This window comes from Mycolicibacterium sp. SMGY-1XX, from assembly GCF_059132455.1.
Window position 1 is genome coordinate 6,299,847 of record NZ_CP101139.1, and the last position, 22,438, is coordinate 6,322,284.

Sequence of the window (22,438 nt, forward strand, 5' to 3'; positions counted from 1 at the left end):
GCCCCGAAGACGTCATAAATCTCCTGTCGGGAAACGGGTTTCGGCCGGCCCGTACCGTCTATACCTGGCGAGGACGCGCCGGCGTGAGGTTGCGAGCGGCACCACAGAACCCTGCCCGAAGGCTGGCATGTCATCAGATAACACCGCTGTTCATGAGTGAGCGGCTCCGAATTCTCGTCACCGGCGCGTCGGGCAACGTCGGGGCCGGTGTGCTGCGCGCACTCGCCCGTCAGGAACCCACAGCAGAGCTGATCGGCGTCTGTCGACGGCCTCCCCCCACTGTTGGCATGTACGCCGGGATGCGGTGGTTCGCCATCGATCTCTCGTCTCCGGATGCTGCCGCCCGGTTGGCGCCGGCGATGCGTGATGTCCATGCCGTCATCCACCTCGCGCTGGCGGTCCGCCCCGTTGACGACGAGGAGTACCTCTACCGCGCGAATGTGCTTGGCACCGAGGCGGTATTGGCAGCCATGGCAAACGCCGGCGTGCGGCAGTTGGTGTACGCGTCGAGCCTTGGCATCTACGCGCCGAACAGTTCTGCGCTGCCTGTCACCGAATCGTGGCCGACCACCGGTCAGCCGTCCTCGACATACAGTCGGCACAAGGTGGCCGTGGAGACTCTGCTGGACCAGTTCGAGAGGTTCCAGCCGGGTACGGCGGTGGCCCGTTTCCGCCCGACCGTGGTGGTGCAACGCGAAGCTGCATACGAAATACGCTCGCTCTATCTGGGGCCGTGGGTTCCCCGAGCCGTGCTTCGGGGGCTGCGAGGACGGATGCTGCCGATTCTTCCACTGCCCAGAGACCTGTCCTTGCAGTTCGTGCACGCTGACGACGTCGGTGACGCGGTGGTGCGGCTGATGCAGCAACGCGCGCGGGGCTCGTTCAACGTCGCGTCCGACGTCCTGGACCACACCGCCCTGGCGGACCTGGTCGGAGCCCGCGCGGTCGGAGTGAGCCCACCGCTGATGCGGGCAGTGGTGGTTGCCCTTCATCGGTTGCACATGGTGGCGGTCACTCCGGGTTGGTACGACGTGGCAACCAGAACCCCGCTGATGGACACTGCCAAGGCACGCCGGGAGTTGGACTGGAGCCCGACGCGGACCTCCACTGACGCGGCGTTGGAACTGCTCGACGGGCTCGCCGATGGGGTGGTGGGCCCAAGCGCTGCGCTCGGATACGGGCTCGGCGACCACAACGGCGGGTCGGCGTGGGTGCACCGGGTGCACGACGTCACGTTGCTGCTGTGGTGTGCGGCCGCCGTGATGCGGGCCTCGAAGCCCGGCCGCCCAGGACGTGCGCACACTGCCGTCATCGCGGCCAACCTGGCCGCGGGCACTCCGGCGGCCGTTGCCCGGGTCCGACAACGGCGCCGGGACCCCGTCGCACTGCTGGCGCCGGTCGCCGTCGGCGCGGCCGTTCTGTCCAGCTTGCGGGGCAGTCCGCTTGCCCTTGCCGCCACCACCGTGTTGGGGGTGCTCGGCATCGCCGAGCGCCGCCGCACGCCAACTGAGGTGTCCGATGAATAACGCACAGCACAACGATGATTCGCGAACAGTCGTCATCACCGGCGCATCCAGCGGCATAGGGCGCGAGACCGCGCTGCGCTACGGTCGTCGTCACGCTCGCCTGGTCCTCGCATCCCGATCGGAGGGCGCGCTGCGCCGGGTGGCGGACGAAGCGATGGACGCCGGCGCCACCGACGTCGTGGTGCACCCCACCGACATCTCCGATGCCGGGCAGGTGCAGCAATTGTTCGACGTCGCAGTCGATACGTTCGCCCACGTGCACGTCGCGGTGCAATGCGCTGCGATCACAGCCTTCGGCCGATTCGAGGACGTGCCACCCGATGTGTTCGAGGCAGTGATCGGCACCAACCTCCTCGGGTCGGTGAACGTCGCGCGATCGGCACTCACCCAGTTCCACGCGCAGGACGCCGGGCAGCTGGTCCTGGTCGGATCACTCCTGGGAGTGACCGCGGTGCCGTATCAATCTGCCTATGTGGCAAGCAAATTCGCGATATGCGGGCTGGTTCGTGCACTGCGCCAGGAGAATCGTGAGCGACCGGAAGTGCGTGTGCACGGGGTCTACCCCGGCCCGGTGGACACACCTGTCTACCGTGACGCGGGCACGTTCTCCGGACAGACGCCGCGCGTGCCGCCGACAGCGGACGCTCCGGCAGTCATAGCTGCAGCGATTGTGCGTGCCGCGGAGCGAAACCATTCAAGTGAGCGCCAGGTCGGCTGGTTCAACCTACCTGCTATCGCCGCGTATCGTCTGCTTCCCAACGTATTCGACGCCCTCATCGGGCCGTTGGTGCGCAGGATCATGTTCACCTCTGAGTCAAGCGAGGTGTCGGTGGGCAACACCTTCTCCTCACTCAAGCACCTTGAATCGCTCTGACAGGCGGTGCGTGGGCCGGTAAGTGGGTGTCCGCTCCTGTTTGTGACGTCCCGACGCCGAGTGTTGACCGGTGCGCTTCGGCGGAGGGACCCTGAATCGGTGAACAAGGTGACTGAGCAACATGTCATTGGACAGATCGCGGATCGCCTCAGTGCGACGCATCAATCGGTTCCCGTGGAGACCGTCAGACGGCTCGTCGGCGATGTGCATGCTCGCTTCGACAGTCGACCGGTGCGTGACTTTGTTCCCTTGTTCGTCGAGCGGTACGCCAAGGCCGAACTGGCCAAGCTGTCCAGCTGACTCCACCGTTGCGCGCTGATTCGATACCTGTCAATATCGATGGGTGTCGAATCCAGAGGCTGTCGCGCCGGATGCCTGTTGTGTGACGCCGCCGCTGCTGCGTGAGCCGTTGACCGAGCCGGCGGCTGTCGACATGGCCAAGAAGTTGAAGGCACTAGCTGATCCGGTGCGGTTGCGGTTGTTCAGCGCGATCGCCAGCCATGCCGGCGGCGAGGCCTGCGTCTGCGACATCTCCGGCGGTATCGACGTTTCCCAGCCCACGGTGTCCCACCATCTCAAGGTCTTGCGCGACGCCGGCTTGTTGAGGTCGGAACGCCGGGCGTCCTGGGTGTACTACGCCGTGGTCCCGGAAGCGATGCGGGAACTGTCGGCGCTGCTGGACCTCGATGTCGCCCCGGTGACGGTATGACCGACACCGCGGCGTCGAATCCCGTGGCGCCGGTGGTGGGCAAGCTGTCGACATTGGACCGGTTCCTACCGGTGTGGATCGGCCTGGCCATGGTCGCCGGTCTACTTCTGGGCCGTTGGGTGCCGGACCTGAACACCGTCGTGGAAAGCGTTCAGATCGACGGTATTTCGCTGCCGATCGCGCTCGGCCTGTTGATCATGATGTACCCCGTGCTGGCCAAGGTGCGCTACGACCGCCTCGACACCGTGACCGGGGACCGCAGACTGCTGCTGAGCTCGCTGGCGCTGAACTGGGTGTTCGGTCCAGCCCTGATGTTCGCACTGGCGTGGCTGATGCTGCCGGACCTACCCGAGTACCGGACCGGCCTCATCATCGTCGGCCTCGCCAGATGCATTGCCATGGTGATCATCTGGAATGACCTGGCTTGCGGCGATCGGGAAGCCGCGGCTGTGCTGGTCGCGTTGAACTCGATCTTTCAAGTTCTCATGTTCGCCGTCCTGGGCTGGTTCTACCTCTCCGTGCTGCCCGGCTGGCTCGGCCTGGCGCAGACCAGCATCGACGCCTCACCGTGGCAGATAGCCAAGTCGGTCCTGATATTCCTCGGCGTCCCCTTGCTGGCGGGCTACCTCTCGCGCCGGCTCGGCGAAAAGACCCGGGGACGCGACTGGTACGAGTCCACGTTCTTGCCACGGATCGGGCCGTGGGCGTTGTACGGGCTGCTCTTCACCATCGTGGTCTTGTTCGCTTTGCAAGGCGACCAGATCACCAGCCGGCCCCTCGACGTGGTTCGGATCGCGCTGCCGCTGCTGGCGTACTTCGCCATCATGTGGGGCGGCGGCTACCTGCTCGGCTCAGCGATCGGCCTGGGCTATCAACGCACCACCACGCTGGCGTTCACCGCGGCGGGCAACAACTTCGAGCTGGCCATCGCGGTGGCGATCGCCACCTACGGTGCCACCTCCGGGCAGGCGCTGGCCGGAGTGGTGGGCCCGTTGATCGAGGTGCCGGTGCTGGTCGCCCTGGTCTATGTGTCACTGTCGCTGCGCCGGCGCTTCGCCGTCGCGACCCGAGAGACCAGGACAAGAGAATGACTGAATCGTCGCAGCCGTCAGTGCTGTTCGTGTGCGTCAAGAATGGCGGCAAGTCGCAGATGGCGGCCGGGCTGATGAGACACCTCGCCGGTGACTCCGTGAACGTCTATTCGGCGGGCACCAAACCCGGTTCGGCGATCAACGACCTGTCCGCCCAGGTGCTCCTCGAGGTCGGTGTCGACATCACCGCCGAGACACCCAAGCCGGTCGACTACGAGCTGGCCCGCGCCGTCGATCTGGTGGTCACCCTCGGTCGTGAGGCGCAACTCGATCCGTTGCCGGGAACGGTGATCGAGAACTGGGACACCGACGAACCGTCCGAACGTGGCATCGACGGGGCCGAGAGAATGCGGCTGGTGCGCGACGATATCGAGCGCCGCGTGCGCGAACTGCGTGCCCGGCTCGCATTGCTGCGGTAGGGGTTCGGCACAAACCTCGCGTCGGTGTTCGCAAACAACTGCGGGACCGCCTCCTGGGTCCTAGATTGTCAGCGGACGGCCACACCTGGTGGCTGCCGGATCAGAGGTGGTGCCGTGGCAGCAAACGCCGGACAGGCCTGGTTGCTCCAGACGTCACCGGAACTCCGCCCGTGAGTCAATGGCTGGTCAGCCACATCCCGTCCTCCGTCCTGTTGATCGGCCTGATCGTGCTGATCGCCGGAGGAGCGGTCCTGTCGCAGAAGTTCGTGCGGCGTCGATATCCCCAACTGGCCCAAGGCGAGCACAACGACGTCACCAAGTTCACCTATGGGTTCATCGGCTTCGTCTATGCGTTCTTCATCGGGTTCGTCGTCTCCTCGATGTGGGGCCAGATCAGCGCCGCCGACACCGCGGCGCGCAGTGAAGGGGCCGCGGCGGTGCAGATGGTCAGAGACCTCACGGTGTTCGAGCAGGCCGACCGCGACCGCGTGCGCGAAAGCCTGCTCGCCTACGAACAGGCCGCTATCGCCGAATGGACCCACGCCAACGATGCCCGCTCGGCGGAGGCAGACAGGGCACTGTCCGAGGTGTACACCGCCTACCAGCAGATTCAGGCAACAACCGACAACCAGAAGACCTCCCTGGCAACGTCATTCTCCAACCTGGACGCCATGAGCCAGGCCCGCACGGCCCGAATCCTGACCGCCCGGGCAGACGTCGGACCACCGTGGCCGTTGTGGGCAGTCATCTTCCTGACCAGCGCGATGGTGCTCGGCACCGTGATCATCTACGGCGTCGACAAGCCACGCCAGCACTATCCCATGGTGGCCATCGTCGGCACGATCATCGCGATGAACCTCTTTCTGATCCTTCAGCTGTCACACCCCTACGTCGGCGAGATCGCGACATCCTCCGACCCACTTCACGAGGTGGTTCGAGAACTCACAGCCTCGCGTTAATCACGCCCTGCCGGTGCCACCGTGGTACGGGCTGAGGTGGACGTGGCGACGGCGGTGGCAGCAGCCACCGCCGCGACTGCGCCGAGTGCGAGGAACATGGCCGCGTAGCCGCCGAGAATGCTCGCCAACGCCGCACCGACGAACGGGCCGATCGCGGTGGCGATCATCACCGGTGCGTTCAGAATGCCACTGAGATGGCCGTAATGAGTTGCGCCCCAACGCTCGGTGACCGCGGTCGCCTGCAACAACGTCATGATCCCGCGCATCACCCCGGCACCGATCGCCACTGTCAGCAGTGCGGCGTAGCTGTTGAACACTCCGAGGAGCGCAGTGGTGACGGCGACACCGGACATGATGATCACCGTGCGGGGCACCACACCCACGCGACGCACCAAGGTCTGATAGCCAAGGCGTCCCAGTACCTGACCGGCGCCACCGAGGCCGAGAGCGACCGCCGCAGCGCCGGTACTGATACCACGCTGGCCCATCAGAGGCACAAGATTCGCGATCACCGCATACGACGCCACCCCGGAAAGTGCAAACGCCGCCACCAACGCCAGGAAGGGGCCACTGCGCGCGATGCGGGTCGGGGATTGCACCGAGTGTTCGGAAACCACCGCCGGCCAGGGACGCCGCAGCCCGAAGAAATGCGCCGGGATGGTGACCACCGCCAGCACCGCCGCCAACACCAGATAGGTCTGGCGCCAACTCATTTGACCCGACAACGCCGCAGTCAAGGGTGCGAAAACGGTGCTCGAGAAGCCGGCCGCCAACGTCAACACCGTCAGTGCGCGTACCGCGTCGGCGCCGAAGTACCGGGTCAGCGCCGCGAACGCCGGAGCGTAGAACACCGCGCTCATCGCGACCCCGGCCAGGACCCACGCCGCGGCGAACCAGCCGTAGTTCGGCGCGGCCACCACCGCCACCACCGAAACAACCCCCAACACCGAACCGGCGGTCATGATCCAGCGCGGGCCGACGCGGTCCAGCCACCGCCCGACCGGGATCCCCACCAACGCCGAGGTCACCAGGCCGGCGGAGAACGCTGCGGTGACCGCGGGGGCGGACCAGCCGGTGTCGGCGCTGATCTGATCAGAGAGAACGGTGAAGGCGTAGTAGAGCACACCCCAGCTGGTGATCTCGGTGAGACAGAGGGTCAGCAGCACGCAGGGACGACCCGGCGCCGTCATCCGCCAATGGGACTGGGCGACAACAACAATGGCCGCGGCGAGGACGGCGCCGGTCCACAGCAGCCGGCCCCGGCGTTCTCGCTCTCCGGGCTGTCGAACAAGCCCGCCCCGTTGCACACGCCGGTATCGGGCAACGTCAACTCCACCCGGCTCGCGGCCTCGTGATCGCCGGCCAGCTCGGCGGCGACACTGCGAACTTGCTCGTAGCCCGTCATCGCCAGGAACGTCGGTGCCCGGCCGTAGGACTTCATGCCCACGATGTACAGGTCCGGCTCGGGGTGTGCCAATTCAGCCGCCCCATGCGGCAACACACTGCCGCAGGAGTGCATGTTGGGGTCGATCGATTCGGCCAGGCGGACCGGGGCCTGCAGGATCGGATCCAACTCGATGCGCATCTCCGACAGGAACGACAGGTCCGGCCGGAACCCGGTGAGCACCACCACGTGATGGGCCGGCGGCACTGTGCGCCCATCCTCGGCGGTCACCACCGCGCATCCGTCCGTGAGGTCGACGCGCTCGGTGCGGAATCCCGTCAGCAGCGAGACCCGGCCCTGGTCGACCGCTTCCTTCGACCGGACCCCCAGCGCCCCGCGCTGCGGGAGTTCATCGGCGGCACCACCGCCGAAGGTGTTGCCGACCACCCCACGACGCAGCACCCACGTCACCGTCGTCGACGGATCCCGGCGCACCACCTCACCCAGCGCAATCACCGCGGTCATGGCCGAATGCCCGCTGCCGATCACCACCACATGCCGGCCGGCCAGCGCCGAGGCCTGCGCCGATGTCGGTGGGAGGTAGGTCAGCACCCCGGCGGCCGCAGCGCTACGTTCCCCGATCGCGGGAACGCCGTCAGCGCCAGCAGGATTGGGCTGCCCCCACGTGCCCGATGCGTCGATGACCGCGCGCGCCCGCACCCGGGACTCCGCTCCTCGCGCGTCGGTGAGGTGTACGACGAACGGCGTCTCCGCGCGGCCCGGGCTGATCAGCCGGTCCCGTCCCAGCCGCGACACCGCCGTCACCCGTGCGCCGTAACGCACCCGCTCCCCCAAGGCGTCTGCCAACGGGGTCAGATAGCTGTCCCTCCACTCCCGGCCCGTCGGGAACCCGGCCTCCGGGGCCGTCCAGCCTGTGGGCCCCAGCAGCCGAGCCGCTGCAGGATCCACCAGCTCGGGCCATGGTGAGAACGTGCGGACGTGCTCCCACTGCTGGATCGCGGACCCGGCGGCTGCGCCGGCCTCCAACACCAACGGAATCAGTCCTCGTTCCAGCAGGTGCGCGGCCGCCGCCAGACCCAGCGGTCCAGCGCCGATCACCACGACAGGCAATTCCGACACGCTCGCCCCTCTCATCGACATTCTTCGATGGGTCGATGGTGCTCCACGTATCGATGATTGTCAATGCGTGTGTCATCATGGGTGACATGGCCACCGGGACTGCCCCTTTGACCGCCAGTGACGTGGCAGCCTGCTGCTCGCCGCTGACCGGCGGCGCGCTCGACACCGCCGCCGCCGAACAGCTGGCCGCGTTGTTCAAGGCGCTTGCCGATCCTGCGCGGGTCAAGCTGGTGTCGCTGATCGCGGCATCCGACGGCGGCGAAGCGTGCATCTGCGACCTCACCGAACCGCTGGGGCTGAGCCAGCCCACGGTCTCGCACCACATGAAACTTCTCGTCGACAGTGGGCTGGTGAGCCGTGACCAGCGCGGCAAATGGGCCTACTACCGCGTCAATGCCGAAGCGCTGAACCGCCTTGCCGTCGCCGTGTCGACCCCGACCGGATAGGTTTTGTCTCGCAGTGGCGTTCGCGGTTGGGCTTGACCCTCACCTCGCCGTCTTGCGCTGCACCTGGGCGTAAGCCGCGGTCGCGGCCAGGGCCATCAGTCCGACCAGCAGGTACTGCCAGGCCTGGGACAGCTTCAAGAAGATTGTCGCGTTACTGATCACCTGCAGCAGCAGCGCGCCGAACAGGACGCCGACGAAGCTACCCCGGCCGCCGAATATCGAGGCCCCGCCGAGCACCACGGCGATCGTGACGCGGCGGGCAGTGCCGCTCGGATGCGCGACCACCTGGTTGAAACAGTTGGGCTTCTCCTCACGCAATCCACCGGAGACCCCACGGTGGCTGCCTCATACGTGCCACCGCCACTGCCGGTCGAATAGCGCCGTCTTCGCCCAACCACTACCTTCCGGGGAGCAACCTTTTCGGCGGTCAATTACGCGGTGCACCATGACTATTGGCGCTCTGCTCGATCCGCTGTCCTTCGGAATGTCTTACGGCGCGCGTCCTGAACAAGTGTCGGATCTCAGACTCGGGACATCTGACGGCCGATCGAGCTGCGAGTATTCGGGCCTTCTCAGCTACGTGGCACACACTCATGTCTCATCTACCGGTTAAAACCGGAGACCGTGGGGGTTGTGTGCTTGACGGCGAACGGATTCAAAGAGGGGCAGAGCTAGAGCAGCTCTGTTGCGTTACCGCCGTTACGTTTTGCGGTGAACATCGCCTGGTCAGCTCGCTCGATCGTGGCATCGAGCAACGCAGCAGGATCACCGTCCGGGGCAGCAAAGTTGGCGACGGCCACGCTGGCGACGCCAACGCTTGCGGTGATGGCGTAGTCGGTTTGAGTAGCAATCGCCAGTCTGACGCGATCGAGGTCGCGATGGGCCCGCCAGCCCGAAGCTAGGTCGACGACGACGAATTCTTCGCCGCCTACACGCGCTACCAACGCACTGCCCCGCACTGTGGACTTGATGTGCCGTGCAGTGCCTATCAGCACCGCGTCTCCCACTTTGTGACCGAAGTTGTCATTGATCTCTTTGAAGCGATCTAAGTCGATGACCATCACGGTCACCTCGGCGTCCGTCGTGATGGCATTGTGCATGAGGTCGACAAACTGCATGTGCAAGCCGCGTCGGTTAAGCAGACCGGTCAGCGGATCGCTGATGGACTTATTCGCGTCGTTCCGAAGAGCCCAGATCGCGGCTTGGATGCCCAGAGGTGGCCCGACGAGAAGTGCCACCGACAGGAGTGTCTTTGCAGTGAATCCGACAACATCGAACTCCGCGTCGATGCCTATCCGAACGCCTAGGGCTGCCGTCGTAGCAAGAATCCAGGTTATATGTGCAACAAGCAATTTGGGGCCCTCAAAGAAAATCAGGTACACCGAGAGCATGGTGAAGAAACTCAACCCGAACGAGCCCATCACCCAACTTGCATCGAGCACAACCATCACGGTGATCGCGATGTCGGCGGTGACGACGAACGCAACGGAAGCCCACCGCGGCGGCCAAGGGCCGCGACACCATACCCACGCCCAGAAGAGCTGTAGCGCGACGAACACCGCTACGGCAAACCGCGACGCTGAAGTAGCGGCGGAGGGCAGCAAGACAACGGCTGAGATCACCGCGTCCAGGCCTGTTCCCAGGCCGATCAGTACCTGGACCGCCGTGGAGATGGACCGCTTGCTGAAATACTGCACCTGTGCCTCGTAGTCGACCGGCTCGCTCCACCAGTCGCGGACGAGACGGCCGAACAGCGCCACACTTCTCGAGTACGCCAACTCGCCACCCCCGTTAGCGGCAACAGAACCGACCTGGCCAGCTCAGTCGCGCGGTGAACCGAGGCCATCTGGCCGAGCAACCAACTATAGATGCCAGATCCGGCCTATAGATTCAATAAAATCCCCTGCTCGACACCCTCACGATGATCCAGCCTGCACACGGGACGTGGAGCCCTGGCGATCCCGCCCGACACGTCGGAGCGGGCACGCAGATTGAGAACTGACAGGTACCCGGTCCTGCTAAGGCCGTCGGACAGTGCCCCATAAGCTGAGCTAATGCCGATGAAGAATCATTAGCTGTACTGATCGTCTGGCGGCCCCTAGCGTTGGAGCTCGTGAGTACCACCGCGCTTGTCATCGCTACGGGATTTCTGACGTCCATGACCCTGATCGCTGCGATCGGGGCGCAGAACGCGTTTGTATTGCGTCAGGGGATCCGAGGCGAGCATGTCGGGGCCGTGGTCGCGTTGTGCACGGTCTCGGACATGGTGCTGATCGGCGCCGGCATCTTCGGCTTCGGTGCGCTGGTCGCCGCACATCCCAGCGTCGTCACGGTGGCCACCATCGGCGGCGCCGCGTTCCTCTTCGGCTACGGTCTGCTGGCCGCTCGCCGCGCACTCAACCCCGGCACGTTGACGCCGGCCGAAGCCACACCGGCCCGCCTGGCGGGCGTCCTCGGGACGTGCCTGGCCATGACGTTCCTCAATCCGCACGTCTACCTCGACACGGTGGTTTTGATCGGCGCACTGGCCAACGATCACGCCGACAACCGCTGGCTGTTCGGGGTCGGAGCGGTGACCGCCAGCGCGGTGTGGTTCACCACCCTGGGTTTCGGGGCGCGACGGCTGCGGGGTCTGTTCGCCACCCCGATGACATGGCGCATCCTGGACGGTGTCATCGCAGTCACCATGATCGCGCTCGGAGTTGTGCTGGCGTGGCCGTGACCATTTCTCGGCACCGCCAATTGAGTCTCGCTGAAAAGCATTGCCGCGCGCCAGCATCCATGGACCAGTCACTGAAATTGTGACCAATCGCCTCGACCTACCCACTTGGGTAGGTCGAGGCGACACGACAGCAGGCACAATGGACACATGGACCCTGCTCTCGGGCTACGAGAACGCAAGAAGATCAAGACCCGGCAGGCGATCCGCCGTGAGGCCTTCAGGCTGATCGAAGAGCAGGGCTACGGCAACACCACGGTGGAACAGATCGCCGACGCCGCCGAGGTCTCCACCAGCACGTTCTTCCGCTATTTCCCGTCCAAGGAATCGGTTCTGCTGTCCGACGACCTGATCGAGCCGATCATCGACGCCTTTGTCACCGCCCCCCGAGAGCTCAAGCCGATCGCGGCGTATCGGTATGCGGTGGAACAGACTTTCGCCGGGCTGTCAGAGGCAGAGCGCCAAGACGCGATGGCCGGTCAGCGGCTCATGTACGCCATCCCCGAGGCGCGCGGCCTGCTCTACGGCGAGTACATGCGTTGTGTCACCTTGATCACCGACGCGTTGAAGGAGCGGCTCAGCGAACCCGCGGACGATTTCGAGCGCCGCATGATGGCCGGCGCCATTGTCGGGGTGCTGATGGCCGCCTCGGACGGCACCCCGATGCCCGACGATCCGCTGGTACGGGGTCTGACGTTCCTGGAAAACGCGCTTCCGCTGAGCTGACGCGCGCTGACGTCAATCGGTGTAAAACCCTCCTGGGGTGTCGCGAGTGATGTTGAGCCCACCCGGGTCCAGGAGCGACAGGCCGCCGTCGGCGCACAACCAATCGTCCTCACACGGATACGGGAAATAGGGCAGCGCGACCGAGGCCCCCGAGCCACTGGCCCCTTCAGAGCACAGTGTCACACCGCCGGAACGGTCGCAGTCGGCATAGGCCGGGCCGGCGGTGACGATGGTGAGAGACACTGCGGGGAAGGCGAACACGACTGCAAGTGAGAGTTTGACGATCCGCACGGCACACTTCCTTTCTGCACGTGCCAGCTCGTGGCCCGTCGTCAGCCACGAGACCAGACGAGGCGCTATTCAGCTGGCAGACCCGGTGCGCCGCAACGGTTACGGAAGTCGACCATCGGCTGGCGGATGCCTTGCAGCTCCGCCCTCACTTGCGGGTTCGCGTCGGCATACTCCTGCACCCGGGCCCTCAGCTCCTCACGCGGCAAGCCCTTGAGGCTGGTGAAGAACGCGTTCACGTCTGGACGGGTGAACAGGTAGGCCGCCGTGGCCGCGGTGACGCCGGTCGAAACGCCCGCGAGGTCGGCGGCAGTGCAGTTCGGCGGTGGCGGAGGAGGCGGCGGCAGCGGTTCCGCGTTGGCGATCGCCGCTCCCACACCAACCAGCAATGCGCCAGTGCCGATCGAGATGGCGAGCGCTCGCCGCCCGCTTGTCCACAGCGACATGTTCTTCCCTTTCAATTGTGTTGGTTCAGTTGACCGTTCAGATCTGCTCATCGTCTGCCACCCCCACGGCGATTGGGCCGGTTCGGGCGGTCAGGGCGGCCCGGATTGTTGGGACGGTCGATATCCGCATCGACGTCGAAGGCAAACCCCCAGCCGTAGGTGTCGTCGCAGAGATAGTCGTATTCACACGGGTAGGGCATGTAGGGCCCGGCGCCTGACGGCCCGTCACCGGTGTTCGAGCCGCGGACGTCACCCTGAGAACACAGCGTGACGCCGCCCGAACTGGTGCAGTCGGCCGCCGCCGGACTCGCAGTGACGAGCCCGACCGCAAACGTTGAAACGGCCAGAATGGCCATGTAAGAACACAACTTTATCTGCACGGCACAACTTCCTCTCCGCATGTGCCGATCCAGGCCGACGCATCACGATGCGAGACCCCGACCAGTCGCACGCCGCTCAGATAAACGAACGGGAATGTCCGCTGACGTAACAATAAATCTGACGGGTGATCGGCGCGCACCTAATGCGAAAACCGCTTCTGGGTGGAACCATCTTGGTTTGAATTCATCTGCGGTTTGGATTCAAACTATTATTTCCGCGACCTGACGTCTTTCATCGCACAAATCGGCGAAATCAGAATGGGCAGGTGGCTTGTCGAGGGCGGTGCTAACGTTCAGCCTTGACAGCGGGTTTCAAGCGGAGGAGCCGCCATGTCCAACCAGCCAGATTGGTCGCGGCCGGCCGCAATGGCCATCCCGCCCGAGGGTTATCACGAACTGGTTCGCGGTCGATACGGTCCTGTTTATCCGCGTACCCCCGCCTGCTATGGGTTCTCCATCATCGCGAAAGTGAAGGAGGGCCGCGAAGAAGTTGTACGAGCGTACGGAAAAGAGATCGAAGCGGCCATCGCGGCATCCCCGGATGTCCTGGCCCCGCTGCGTCTGCATTACCTGCGCTGGGTTCTGTTCGACGTCGGTTCGGGGCTGCATTTTCAGTACCAGGGCATCTTCGACACCGATTTCGACAAATACACCGAAGACGCCGTGGCTCTGTTCAGCCAGACCGGGATCACCACCGTCTTCACCAATCTCGAAGGCTTTCCAGAAGACTGGAAGGAGAATCCGGCAGCATTCGTCGAATTCGTCCGCGCCCACCAATGCCCCAGTTTTCTCGAGTACGGCGAATACCCGTACGTCACTGCCGACGAGATCAAGAAGGCCTTGCGGCTGAAGAGCGCGTTCTCCGACATGCTCGATCAGATGCAGTAGGCACCCGGTGCTCGAGCTCGACGACATCCAGCACATCCTGCTCACACGCACCCCGGCGATGACGGGGCGGTACGAATTCCTGTCCTTCACCACCCCCGAGGCAGGCCGGGCCTGGCTGTCCGAGCTGGTGGACGTGGCGCAGTCGGCAGCCGATGTGCAGGCGAGTATGGACACTTCTGCACGATGGGTCACCCTCGCGTTCACGTGGGCAGGTCTGCGTGCACTCGGAGTACCCGAGGCCGCGCTCGCGACGTTCCCGGACGAGTTCCGCGAGGGAATGCCTGCGCGCGCAACGATTCTGGGTGATACCGGTCCGAATGCTCCCGAGCACTGGGTCGGCGAACTGGCCTCGGGCGACCTACACGCCATCGCGATTCTGTTTGCCCGTGACGAACCAGAACGCCAACGCTGTGTGGAAGAGCACGACCGGCTCCTGAGCCGGTGTCCGGGCGTACGCTCGCTTTCCCACCTCGATCTCAACGCCAATCCGCCGTTCAATTACGCCCACGACCATTTCGGTTTCCGGGACCGGCTCTCTCAACCGGTGATGAAGTACTCCGGGGAGGAGCCGACACCAGGTTCCGGCGCCGCCCTGGAGCCCGGCGAGTTCATCCTCGGCTACCCCGACGAGAAGGGGCCCCCCGCCAACCTCCCGCAACCCGAGATCCTCTCGCGCAACGGCAGTTTCATGGCATATCGCCGGCTGCGCGAACATGTCGGGCCCTTCCGCGACTACCTGCGCAGCAACGCCTCTGACCCCGCGGGCGAGGAACTACTGGCCGCCAAGTTCATGGGCCGCTGGAGAAGCGGTGCACCCCTGGTGCTGGCACCGGATCGCGACGATCCCGAGTTGGGCGCAGATCCCCAGCGCAGCAACGATTTCAACTACAAGGAGATGGACCCGCTGGGATACGCGTGCCCCCTGGGTGCGCACGCACGTCGTCTCAACCCCCGGGACACGGCGGTCAACATGAACCGGCGCAGGATGATTCGCCGTGGCGCCACCTATGGTCCCGCGCTGGCCCCCGACGCACCCGAGGACGGCGTGGACCGGGGAATCGCGGCCTTCATCATCTGCGCCAGCCTGGTCCGCCAGTTCGAATTCGCGCAGAACGTCTGGATCAACGACAAGGCGTTCCACGAACTGGGCAACGAGCACGATCCCATCTGCGGCGTACAGGACGGCACCCTGGATTTCACCGTGCCCAAGAGGCCCATCCGGAAAGTGCACAAGGGGCTGCCCGCGTTCACCACGCTCACCGGTGGCGCCTACTTCTTCCTTCCCGGCCTGCGTGCATTGCGTTATCTCGCCGCACCCGAAGGTCATTCGACATGACCGCGGCGCGCACCTACAACCAGGAGCACATCGCACGGCCGCACAACGGGCACAGGCGGGTGAGTGTCTATTGGACGTGGAGTTACCCGTGGGAGGCGCAACGGGATCCCGCCGCCATGGAGAACCGCTTCTCCACCATCACCGAGGTGCGCAACGTCGTCTGGCCCGCCTACGAGACACCGGAGTTCAGCGCCGACAACTTCCTCCAGGGTGTCGCCGGCACCCTCGAGTTGTTCCACCGGTCGACGTTGCTGTTCCAAGCCCTGGCCGGCGAGGTCACCGGACACCCCGTGGCGGTGTACCAGCGCACCGATCAGGCCGGCTACCGACTGCCGATCGACGAACGGATCCTCGCCGACACCGACACCCTGATGGTGTTCGGCCTGGACCACCTGCCGTCCGACCAATCCGCGGACACCGCCGAGATCGACGCTCTGCGCGCCTGGCTGCGCCGCGAAGGCACCTGCCTACTACTCGCGCCGCACCATGACGTCGGCTTCACCGACGACATGGACCAGCGTCAGATCGAATACCTTCACCATGGCGACCGCCTGGTCCCGCGGCGACAACGCTTCAGCGGCTACACCCGGTCTCTGATGCAGGCACTCGGCGTGCCCGTGCACAACACGTGGGGGCTGCGCCCCGCCGTCGTCGCGGGAACACGAGACCCGGTACCGCTGACGGCCTACCCCGACCTCGACGGCCATCGTCTGCTCCACGGTGTCACCAACCTGAGCTTCCACCAGCACCTGCCGCACTACGAACTGACCGACACCGAGAGCTCAGCCGTACAGGTGCTGGGCCGGCAGCGGGTCGATCCGGACCGCCCGCACCCCTTCACCGCTGCGGGCCACACCGAATTCAACGCCGTCATCTGGATGCCGCCGGCCCAAGACCGGGCCGGAGACATCGTGCTCATCGACTCCACACACTTCACCACGCTGTTCGGCGGCACCGACAGCCTCACCACACTGTGGCGCAATCTGGTCACAATGGGCTGATGGTCAACTCCCCAGCAGTGTTCATCACCGGCGCAGCCGCCGGTATCGGCCGGGCCACCGCGCTGGCGTTCGCCAAACGCGGTCACACCGTGGGCGCCTTCGACATCGACGAGATCGGGCTGGCGTCTCTGGCCGGGGAGATCGCCGCGCAGCACGGCACCGTGGTGACCGGACACCTGGACGTCACGGACCCCGACGAAATGAGCACGCGCATCAGGGAGTTCGTCGACGTTGCCGGCGGTCGGCTGGACGTGCTGATCAACAACGCCGGGATCCTGCTGGCCGGCCGCTTCGAGGACGTGGACCTGGCTGCGCAACTGCGGGAGATCGACATCAACACCAAGGGCGTGGTCAGCGGTCTGCACGCCGCATTCCCGTACCTGCGCGCCACCCCGGGTGCGGTGGTGGTGAACCTCGCGTCAGCGTCGGCAATCTACGGGCAGGCGGAACTGGCCACCTACAGCGCCACCAAGTTTTTCGTCCGCGGTCTGACCGAGGCACTCGACATCGAGTGGAATGCTCACGACATCCGGGTGATCGCGATGTGGCCGCTGTACGTGCAGACCGCGATGACCACCAACGTCAGCACCGGCACCACCCAGACCCTGGGCATCAACCTCACCGCAGAGGAGGTCGCCGACGCCATCGTCGCCGCGGCCGCCGGCTCCCGTGTCGGCCGCGCGCTGCACCAGGTGCACTTCCCCGTGGGCACTCAGAGCAAGTTGTTGACACTGGGCTCGCGGTTCTCCCCGGCTTGGCTCACCAGGGCCGTCAACAAGCGGCTCGCCAAACACTGAAACGTGTTCCATTCGCCCTGAGTAGAACGGTGTCTCGCGCCGTGATCGGCGATTACGGTCGGCCCGCATGAACGAAGACTGGCTCGCCGTCATCGTCGGCCTGGCCCTGCTGGTACTGGTGCTTGTGGGCGCGATCCCGGGCAGCGTGATCCCATGACCGAGTCCGCCGACACCGAGGAGCAGACGCGCAAACCGGTCTCGATCGGCACCGTCGCCGCCGGTGTGCTCGTGGTGGTGGCGCTCGGTGCGGCCACCCGGTTCCTGGAAGCTCAGGTGCCGGGCTGGGCGGAGGGTACGCCGTTGGCCAAGGTCGCCAAGTCCATCGAATTCCCGGTGTATGCAATCGCTTTGGGCTTGATCGGCAACATCGTCCTGACGAAGCTCGCGCTGCGCGACACCCTGTCGGCGGGCTTCCGCACCGAGTTCTTCATCAAGACCGGGTTGGTGCTGCTGGGCGCCTCGGTGAACCTCAAGGTCCTGGCCACCGCCGCCGGCCCGGCCATCATCCAGGCGCTGCTGTTGATCACCATCGTGTTCGGGTTCACCTGGTGGCTGGGTGGGCGGTTGGGTCTCGACGACAAACTGCGGGCACTGCTGTCCTCCGCGGTGTCCATCTGCGGGGTCAGCGCCGCGATCGCGGCCGCCGGAGCCGTGCAGGCCAAACGTGAACAGCTGGCGTACGCCGCGTCCCTGGTGATCGTGTTCGCGTTGCCGTCGATATTCCTGCTGCCGTGGCTGGCCGATGTGCTCGGACTCAGCCCCGCCGTGGCCGGCGCCTGGATCGGCGGCAACATCGACACCACCGCCGCCGTGGCCGCTGCGGGCGCGCTGGCCGGTGAGGACGCGCTGCAGATCGCCACCATCGTCAAGACCACCCAGAACGCCCTGATCGGCGTCGTCGCGATTGCCCTGACCGCGTACTTCGCGCTCAAAGTCGAACGCAGCGCGCACTCAGCACGTCCCACCCTGGGCCAGTTCTGGCAGCGCTTCCCCAAATTCGTGCTCGGCTTCATCGCTGCCTCGGTGATCGGCACGCTGTATCTGCAGTTCGCCGGTGACGGCAGTAAGGCCACCATCGCCACCGTCAACGACCTGCGCACCTGGTTCCTGATCTTCGCGTTCGTGGCGATCGGCTTGGAGTTCTCCCTGAAGGGTCTACGCGAAGCCGGCTGGCGGCCCATCGTGGTGTTCGGCTCGGCCACCGTGGTCAACATCGTCGTCGCCCTGGGACTCGCCGTACTCCTGTTCGGCAATTTCGAGGTGAGCTGACCCGCCGCGCCGATACGCTCGCCGGGTGCGATGCACTCGACGGGCGTTCCTCGGGGCCGCCGGAGTGTTGCTCGCCGCAGGGTGCGCGTCCAGCGAATCCGCCGGCGACCCGGGCGCAGTCACCGTCACCCACGCGTTCGGCGAAACCACGGTGCCTGCCCCGCCCCAGCGGGTGGTGAGCGTCGGTTTCACCGAGCAGGACGATCTGCTGGCACTCGGCGTGGTGCCGATCGCGACGACGGAGTGGTTCGGCGGCGAACCGTTTGCGGTGTGGCCCTGGGCGCGGGCGGCGTTGGGCGCCGCGCAACCGCAGGTACTCAGCCTCGCCGACGGTATCCAGGTCAACCAGATCGCGGCGCTGCGACCGGACCTGATCGTCGCCACTTGCGCCGGCGTCGACGCCGACACCTATGCCCGGCTGTCCGCCATCGCCCCGACCCTTGCGCAGGCCGGTCCGGAGGCCTTCTTCGAACCGTGGAAAACCCAGGCGGCCGGCATCGGCGAGGCCGTCTTCAAACGCGCGGAGATGGAAGCGCTGGTCACCGCTGTCGACGAGAAATTCACCTCGGCCGGGGCCGCCCATCCGCAGTTCAAGGACAAGAAGGTCGCGCTGTTGGCGGGCAGCCCGTGGCAGGGTGCGGTGACGGCGACGCGGGCCGGGTGGCGTACCGAGTTCCTCACCCAGATGGGCTTGGTGATGGCCGGCCTCGGTGCTGTCGCGGACGACGACAGGGTGCCGCTCCCCCTCGACCAGCTGGCCTCCGCCGTGGGCGAGGCCGATGTCCTGATCTGGACCACCGAAAGTGACGCCGAACAGGCCGCGCTGCTGGCCAACCCTGATATCGCGGCACTGCAGGACCGCAGCGTCTTCACCACGAAAGAGCTCGCCGGCGCGATCGCGTTCTCCTCACCGCTGTCACTACCGCTGGTCGCCGACCAGCTCCCACCGCTGTTGGCCGGGATGCTGGGCGGATGAGTCAGCCGGCTACGGCCGACAATGAGTCTGTTTGGATGTCCGGGTGAATCGGAACAACCTCGACAACATCGACCAGCACTCTGGACAGCCCACCGGGTACGCCGCGGTGGGCGCCTCCTACTACCCCATTCTCGTGGCGGTGTTCACCGCCCTCGTCCTCATCTCCAACATCACAGCTACCAAAGGCGTCGCCTTCGGCCCGTTGCTGACCGACGGCGGATTCCTGGTCTTCCCCCTCACCTACGTCATCGGCGATGTGCTCTCGGAGGTCTACGGACTCAAGGCGGCGCGCCGAGCCATCTACATCGGCTTCACCATGCAGGCGCTGTTCGTGGGTCTGCTCTGGGTCACCGTGCGTCTTCCGCAAGCCGAAGGCTATGAGAACCAAGCCGCGCTCGAGACCATGGTCGGTTCCATCACCGGGCTGGCCGTCGCCGGGCTCGCCGGCTTCCTGGTGGGGCAATTGGTCAACGCCTACCTGGTGGTGCGAATCAAGCAGCGCACCAAGGAGAACCATCTCTGGGCCCGGCTGCTCGGGTCCACCGTCGTCGGGCAGTTCGCCGACACCTTGGTGTTCTGCGCGGTCGCGGCCCCCATCATCGGATTCGGCAACATGTCGTCCTTCGCCACGTACGCGGCGATCGGCTGGATCTACAAGTGCGCCGTCGAAGCGGCCCTGCTGCCGGTCACTTACCGCGTCATCTCCGCGGTCAAGAATCGTGAGCCCAGCTATCAACCCATGCAGTGAGCTCTGAGCAGTCGCTAAGGCTCCTATGGCGACCTTCTAAGGTTTGCGGCGCGGCTCCCTACCCGGGAGTAACTTCGTGTCATGAGCGCCACCATCGATGACCGAGTGACCACCGTCCGTGAGTACGGCGATCAGGCGTTGCTCCTCGAATGCGGCAGCACCGACGACGTGCTGGCGTGGACGGAAGTGCTTGGCCGTGCCGAGCTGCCCGGTGTCCTGGACATCGTGCCCGCCGCACGGACGGTGCTGATCAAGCTGGCCCGGCCCGCCTTCCAGGCCCCCACCCGGCAGCGACTGTCGAAACTGTCCATCGAGGACGTCGAATCGAGCGCCCCACCGGGCGGGGAGGCCGACATCGCCCTCGACGTCACCTATGACGGCGCCGATCTGGCCGAGGTCGCCCGACTGACCGGGCTGGACGCCGCCGGCGTCGTCGCCGCACACACCGGCACCTTGTGGCGCGTCGGGTTCGGCGGTTTCGCACCGGGTTTCGCCTACCTGGTCGGCGGTGACTCTCGGCTCGAGGTCCCCCGCCGCGCCGAGCCGCGCACCAAGGTGCCCGCCGGCGCCGTCGGACTGGCCGGCGAGTTCAGCGGCGTCTACCCACGGGAGTCACCGGGCGGTTGGCAGTTGATCGGGCGCACCGAAGCGGTGTTGTGGGATATCGACCGACCCAACCCGGCGCTGCTGACACCGGGTATGTGGGTGCAGTTCCGGGCCGTGTGAAAGGACCACCGATGGATATCGAAATCGTCCGCACCGGACCATTGGCCCTCATCCAGGACCTGGGCCGCACCGGCCTGGCGCAGATAGGCGTCGGCCGATCCGGTGCCGCCGACCGCCGGGCGCACACCCTGGCCAACCGCCTCGTCGCCAATCCCGACGACTGGGCCACCGTCGAGATCACCTTCGGCGGGTTCGCCGCCCGCATCCACGGCGGCGACCTGGACATCGCCGTCACCGGCGCCGACACCCAGCCCACCGTCAACGGAATCCCGTTCGGCACCAACAGCATTGCGCATGTCCGCGACGGACAGCTGGTGGAACTCGGCGTCCCCGCCTCCGGGATGCGCAGCTATCTGGCCGTGCGCGGGGGCATCGAGGTCGAACCCGTGCTCGGGTCCCGCAGTTATGACGTCATGTCGGCGATCGGGCCGCGCCCCCTGCAGGCCGGCGACACACTGCCCGTCGGCAAGCACACCGACGACTATCCCGAACTCGACCAGGCGCCGGTGGCCCCGATCGAAAGCCGCCTGCTGGACCTGCGCGTGGCCCCCGGCCCTCGCGACGACTGGTTCGCCGACCCGGACGCCCTGGTGCACACGGTGTGGGTGGCCTCCGAACGCAGTGATCGGGTGGGCATGCGGCTCTCCGGCACCCCGATGCAGCACCGCTGGCCCGAGCGTCAACTGCCGTCCGAAGGCGCGGTACGCGGCGCCATTCAGGTGCCGCCCAACGGCCAGCCCGTCATCCTCGGGCCGGACCACCCGGTGACCGGCGGTTACCCGGTGGCGGGGGTGATCATCGACGCCGACATCGACAAGGTGGCCCAGATCCGGCCCGGACAGCCGGTGCGGCTGCACTGGTCGCGGGTACGAATGGCTGCCTGAGTGACTCAAACCTGGTAGACCTCAGGGTGTGCGCACGCAGGTTCACACCGCCCGCCTGGTTCACACCTCCGACCTCGATCAGGAGACGTACGACGGGGCCCGGTCCATGGTGGTCGAGGCATTCTCGAATAGTTCAGGGGGCGCGTTCACCGACGCCGACTGGGAACACGCCCTCGGCGGCATGCACGCGCTGATCTGCCACCGCGGTGCGCTGCTGGCCCATGCCGCCGTGGTCCAACGCCATCTCCTCTACCAGGGCAGGGCGCTGCGCTGTGGGTACATCGAGGCACTGGCGGTGCGGGAGGACCAGCGCGGGCAGGGCCTGGCCACTGCGCTGATGGACGCCGCCGAACAGGTGATCCGCGGTGCGCATCAGCTCGGTGCGTTGTCCGCCACCGAGCTGGGTCGCCCGGTGTACGAACGCCGCGGGTGGCTGCCATGGCAGGGCGCCACCTGGGTGCTGGCGCCGACCGGGCTCACCCGGACCTCCGACGACGACGGCGCCATCTACGTGCTGCCGGTCTCGGTGGAGCTGGACACGTCGTCGGATCTGGCGTGCGACTGGCGTGACGGAGACGTCTGGTAGGCCTCACAGGACTGGTCCGGCCGGAGTGAGCGCAAGTTCACGCCCGGGTGACCGGGGAGAGCCTCGGAGCAACATTCGGTTTCTAGCGTGGGCGCCATGAGCCCTTCTGACCACCGCGAA

27 protein-coding genes are annotated in these 22,438 nt (G+C 66.0%); 20 read left to right on the forward strand and 7 right to left on the reverse strand.

Annotated elements, in window-relative coordinates; all coding sequences use genetic code 11:
- Positions 1 to 152 precede the first annotated feature (152 nt).
- The 7 genes from NL241_RS30045 (at position 153) to NL241_RS30075 (ending at position 5,578) form a co-directional block, all read left to right on the forward strand.
- On the forward strand, positions 153 to 1,526 hold the full coding sequence (locus tag NL241_RS30045; protein WP_494395869.1) for an NAD-dependent epimerase/dehydratase family protein: 1,374 nt from the start codon (positions 153 to 155) through the stop codon (positions 1,524 to 1,526).
- Positions 1,519 to 2,400 (forward strand): SDR family NAD(P)-dependent oxidoreductase, encoded by an 882-nt coding sequence (locus tag NL241_RS30050; protein ID WP_494395870.1) that lies wholly within the window; start codon positions 1,519 to 1,521, stop codon positions 2,398 to 2,400. Before NL241_RS30045 ends, NL241_RS30050 begins: the two co-directional genes overlap by 8 nt.
- Positions 2,401 to 2,499: 99 nt before the next feature.
- Complete coding sequence (locus NL241_RS30055; RefSeq protein ID WP_494395871.1) at positions 2,500 to 2,700, forward strand: three-helix bundle dimerization domain-containing protein; 201 nt, start codon at positions 2,500 to 2,502, stop codon at positions 2,698 to 2,700.
- Positions 2,701 to 2,743: 43 nt separating this feature from the next.
- A complete protein-coding gene (locus tag NL241_RS30060; protein ID WP_487693010.1) occupies positions 2,744 to 3,109 on the forward strand; it encodes an ArsR/SmtB family transcription factor in 366 nt (121 codons plus the stop codon).
- Positions 3,106 to 4,200 (forward strand): ACR3 family arsenite efflux transporter, encoded by a 1,095-nt coding sequence (gene arsB, locus NL241_RS30065; RefSeq protein ID WP_494395872.1) that lies wholly within the window; start codon positions 3,106 to 3,108, stop codon positions 4,198 to 4,200. Before NL241_RS30060 ends, arsB begins: the two co-directional genes overlap by 4 nt.
- Positions 4,197 to 4,619 (forward strand): arsenate-mycothiol transferase ArsC, encoded by a 423-nt coding sequence (locus NL241_RS30070; protein WP_494395873.1) that lies wholly within the window; start codon positions 4,197 to 4,199, stop codon positions 4,617 to 4,619. The genes arsB and NL241_RS30070 overlap by 4 nt, the downstream gene beginning before the upstream one ends.
- 170 nt (positions 4,620 to 4,789) lie before the next feature.
- On the forward strand, positions 4,790 to 5,578 hold the full coding sequence (locus NL241_RS30075; RefSeq protein WP_494395874.1) for a bestrophin-like domain: 789 nt from the start codon (positions 4,790 to 4,792) through the stop codon (positions 5,576 to 5,578).
- Here the strand turns inward: NL241_RS30075 and NL241_RS30080 are convergent.
- On the reverse strand, positions 5,575 to 6,768 hold the full coding sequence (locus tag NL241_RS30080) for an MFS transporter (RefSeq protein WP_494395875.1): 1,194 nt from the start codon (positions 6,766 to 6,768) through the stop codon (positions 5,575 to 5,577). The genes NL241_RS30075 and NL241_RS30080 overlap by 4 nt on opposite strands.
- Positions 6,765 to 8,102, reverse strand: coding sequence for an NAD(P)-binding domain-containing protein (locus NL241_RS30085; protein ID WP_494395876.1), 1,338 nt, complete (start codon positions 8,100 to 8,102; stop codon positions 6,765 to 6,767). Before NL241_RS30085 ends, NL241_RS30080 begins: the two co-directional genes overlap by 4 nt.
- A 77-nt stretch (positions 8,103 to 8,179) precedes the next feature.
- Here NL241_RS30085 and NL241_RS30090 point away from each other — a divergent pair, with 77 nt between their 5' ends.
- Positions 8,180 to 8,548 carry an ArsR/SmtB family transcription factor gene (locus NL241_RS30090; protein ID WP_487693249.1) on the forward strand — a complete coding sequence of 123 codons (369 nt, stop codon included), beginning with the start codon at positions 8,180 to 8,182 and terminating at the stop codon, positions 8,546 to 8,548.
- Positions 8,549 to 8,587: 39 nt separating this feature from the next.
- Here NL241_RS30090 and NL241_RS30095 read toward each other — a convergent pair whose 3' ends face one another.
- Complete coding sequence (locus NL241_RS30095; protein ID WP_494395877.1) at positions 8,588 to 8,833, reverse strand: hypothetical protein; 246 nt, start codon at positions 8,831 to 8,833, stop codon at positions 8,588 to 8,590.
- A gap of 386 nt (positions 8,834 to 9,219) precedes the next feature.
- The gene (locus tag NL241_RS30100; protein ID WP_494395878.1) at positions 9,220 to 10,308 is read right to left on the reverse strand and encodes a GGDEF domain-containing protein; all 1,089 of its coding nucleotides are present in this window, start codon (positions 10,306 to 10,308) and stop codon (positions 9,220 to 9,222) included.
- A 398-nt stretch (positions 10,309 to 10,706) separates the two neighbouring features.
- Here NL241_RS30100 and NL241_RS30105 point away from each other — a divergent pair, with 398 nt between their 5' ends.
- Both NL241_RS30105 and NL241_RS30110 read left to right on the forward strand, forming a co-directional pair.
- Positions 10,707 to 11,270, forward strand: a complete 564-nt coding sequence (locus tag NL241_RS30105) for a LysE/ArgO family amino acid transporter (protein WP_494398414.1) — start codon at positions 10,707 to 10,709, stop codon at positions 11,268 to 11,270.
- Between the two features lie 147 nt (positions 11,271 to 11,417).
- The gene (locus NL241_RS30110; protein WP_494395879.1) at positions 11,418 to 11,993 is read left to right on the forward strand and encodes a TetR/AcrR family transcriptional regulator; all 576 of its coding nucleotides are present in this window, start codon (positions 11,418 to 11,420) and stop codon (positions 11,991 to 11,993) included.
- Positions 11,994 to 12,005: 12 nt separating this feature from the next.
- Here NL241_RS30110 and NL241_RS30115 read toward each other — a convergent pair whose 3' ends face one another.
- The 3 genes from NL241_RS30115 to NL241_RS30125 all read right to left on the reverse strand — a co-directional run bounded on the left by NL241_RS30115 (position 12,006) and on the right by NL241_RS30125 (position 13,083).
- On the reverse strand, positions 12,006 to 12,284 hold the full coding sequence (locus NL241_RS30115; protein ID WP_494395880.1) for a hypothetical protein: 279 nt from the start codon (positions 12,282 to 12,284) through the stop codon (positions 12,006 to 12,008).
- Between the two features lie 65 nt (positions 12,285 to 12,349).
- Complete coding sequence (locus NL241_RS30120; protein ID WP_487693251.1) at positions 12,350 to 12,727, reverse strand: heme-binding protein; 378 nt, start codon at positions 12,725 to 12,727, stop codon at positions 12,350 to 12,352.
- Between the two features lie 47 nt (positions 12,728 to 12,774).
- The gene (locus tag NL241_RS30125) at positions 12,775 to 13,083 is read right to left on the reverse strand and encodes a hypothetical protein (RefSeq protein WP_494395881.1); all 309 of its coding nucleotides are present in this window, start codon (positions 13,081 to 13,083) and stop codon (positions 12,775 to 12,777) included.
- A gap of 354 nt (positions 13,084 to 13,437) precedes the next feature.
- Here NL241_RS30125 and NL241_RS30130 point away from each other — a divergent pair, with 354 nt between their 5' ends.
- From NL241_RS30130 to NL241_RS30175, 10 genes are all read left to right on the forward strand, one after another.
- Complete coding sequence (locus tag NL241_RS30130) at positions 13,438 to 13,995, forward strand: hypothetical protein (protein WP_487693029.1); 558 nt, start codon at positions 13,438 to 13,440, stop codon at positions 13,993 to 13,995.
- Between the two features lie 7 nt (positions 13,996 to 14,002).
- Positions 14,003 to 15,331, forward strand: coding sequence for a Dyp-type peroxidase (locus NL241_RS30135; RefSeq protein ID WP_487693030.1), 1,329 nt, complete (start codon positions 14,003 to 14,005; stop codon positions 15,329 to 15,331).
- Entirely contained in the window at positions 15,328 to 16,332 is a 1,005-nt protein-coding gene (locus NL241_RS30140) for a hypothetical protein (RefSeq protein WP_494395882.1), read from the forward strand. The genes NL241_RS30135 and NL241_RS30140 overlap by 4 nt, the downstream gene beginning before the upstream one ends.
- Entirely contained in the window at positions 16,332 to 17,129 is a 798-nt protein-coding gene (locus tag NL241_RS30145; RefSeq protein ID WP_494395883.1) for an SDR family oxidoreductase, read from the forward strand. Before NL241_RS30140 ends, NL241_RS30145 begins: the two co-directional genes overlap by 1 nt.
- A 153-nt stretch (positions 17,130 to 17,282) precedes the next feature.
- Positions 17,283 to 18,398 carry a YeiH family protein gene (locus NL241_RS30150; protein WP_494395884.1) on the forward strand — a complete coding sequence of 372 codons (1,116 nt, stop codon included), beginning with the start codon at positions 17,283 to 17,285 and terminating at the stop codon, positions 18,396 to 18,398.
- A 25-nt stretch (positions 18,399 to 18,423) separates the two neighbouring features.
- Positions 18,424 to 19,374: an ABC transporter substrate-binding protein gene (locus NL241_RS30155; RefSeq protein ID WP_494395885.1), complete on the forward strand. Its 951-nt coding sequence runs from the start codon at positions 18,424 to 18,426 to the stop codon at positions 19,372 to 19,374.
- A gap of 67 nt (positions 19,375 to 19,441) precedes the next feature.
- On the forward strand, positions 19,442 to 20,122 hold the full coding sequence (locus NL241_RS30160) for a queuosine precursor transporter (RefSeq protein ID WP_487693252.1): 681 nt from the start codon (positions 19,442 to 19,444) through the stop codon (positions 20,120 to 20,122).
- Between the two features lie 81 nt (positions 20,123 to 20,203).
- Positions 20,204 to 20,848, forward strand: a complete 645-nt coding sequence (locus NL241_RS30165) for a 5-oxoprolinase subunit B family protein (protein WP_494395886.1) — start codon at positions 20,204 to 20,206, stop codon at positions 20,846 to 20,848.
- A gap of 11 nt (positions 20,849 to 20,859) precedes the next feature.
- Positions 20,860 to 21,732 carry a 5-oxoprolinase/urea amidolyase family protein gene (locus NL241_RS30170; protein ID WP_494395887.1) on the forward strand — a complete coding sequence of 291 codons (873 nt, stop codon included), beginning with the start codon at positions 20,860 to 20,862 and terminating at the stop codon, positions 21,730 to 21,732.
- 28 nt (positions 21,733 to 21,760) lie between these two features.
- Positions 21,761 to 22,318 (forward strand): GNAT family N-acetyltransferase, encoded by a 558-nt coding sequence (locus tag NL241_RS30175; protein WP_494395888.1) that lies wholly within the window; start codon positions 21,761 to 21,763, stop codon positions 22,316 to 22,318.
- Positions 22,319 to 22,438 lie beyond the last annotated feature (120 nt).